This window comes from Mesorhizobium sp. WSM4844 (assembly GCF_055811775.1).
The window spans coordinates 1-1201 of the sequence record NZ_JBVVQB010000149.1; the positions used below are offsets into that span (position 1 = coordinate 1).

Consider the following 1201-nt stretch of genomic DNA (forward strand, 5'->3'; position numbering starts at 1 on the left):
GAGGGCTTTGCACGGGGGCCGAAGTTTGACGCAGATGGCGCATGGGGCGTTTTTTGAAACGCAATCAGGCCACATTGGCCCGGTTGCAGGGCATTTTTGCCCGCCTCGGGGGCCCAATTGGCCCCCCCTCGGCGGATTTTGGGCAGACTCCGCCCCCTCATGCCGGCTTCCTCACCGGGAAGAGGACGGCGGCCGCCCGTTGCAGATTGTAGGCGCAGCCGGCAAGCACGCACTGCGTCCGGTTGGTCGCCAGGTTGAAGAAGCGCAGCCGCCGCATGCCGTAGCGCTGCTTGAACACCGCAAACGGCCGCTCCACCGCCGCCCGCACCTTGGAGATCAGGCGGTTGCGCTGCTTCTGGCGCGGCGTCAGCGGATGGTGCTTGTTGGGCCGATGCATCAACCGGTCCTTGATGCCGGCCTGCTTGAGCCGGGCATGCCGGGCATGGGTGTAATAGGCCTGGTCGCCATAGGCCGCCGCCTCGTCGCCGCAGATCAGCCTGTCGGCCGGCTCGGTGTCGGTGATCGAAGCATCGGTGAAGTGCATCCGCCGGATCAGCGTGTGAGTCTCGTCGACGCCGTTGTGCACCTTATAGCCGAACGTGGACTTTTTGCCCTTGCGTCCCCAACGCGCATCGGGGTCGGCCGATGGCCGCGCCGACGTCTCCTCACCCTTCTTCGGCTTCGCCGGTGGGCGGGCGGCGGCCCGCATGAACGATGCATCAATCAGCGTGCCGCGCTTGAGGATCAGGCCCTTCTGCTCAAACTGCCGGGTGATCTCTTCGAACACCCGATCAATCAGCCCGTCGCGCTTCAGCTCTTCGCGGAAGCGCCACAGCGTCGAATGGTCCGGCGTGCGGTCCGACAGGCTGAAGCCGGCAAAGCGGCGGAACGACAGCCGGTCGCGCAGTTGCATCTCAAGGGCGGGGTCGCTGAGATTGTTCCACACGCCCAAAAACAGACAGCGCAGCAATGTCTCGGCTGGATAGCTGGTGTTGCCCTTGCCCGGCCCGCTGCGCTGACCAAGAAGTGCCCGGATCGGCATCCAGTCGATGACGGTCGCAATCTGGTCGAGCTGCGTCGTATCCGACCACGCCAGCCCGTCCGCCAGACTCAGTTGACCAAGAACACGATCGACCATCCAAATCATCTCCCTCTCTTCCTTGCCCACGGAATCACCAATCCGATTCTGTGCAAAGCCCTC

The 1201-nt window shown here is 64.3% G+C and carries 1 protein-coding gene; it reads right to left on the reverse strand.

The features are described 5' to 3' along the window. Positions 1-157: 157 nt before the first annotated feature. Positions 158-1138, reverse strand: coding sequence for an IS5 family transposase (locus tag AC0L2A_RS36175; RefSeq protein ID WP_473612962.1), 981 nt, complete (start codon positions 1136-1138; stop codon positions 158-160). Positions 1139-1201: the final 63 nt, after the last annotated feature.

What these genes read in the sequence shown, in the direction of transcription:
- AC0L2A_RS36175 (WP_473612962.1), bottom strand. Translation starts at nt 1,138, where the DNA reads ATGGTCGATCGTGTTCTTGGTCAACTGAGTCTGGCGGACGGGCTGGCG.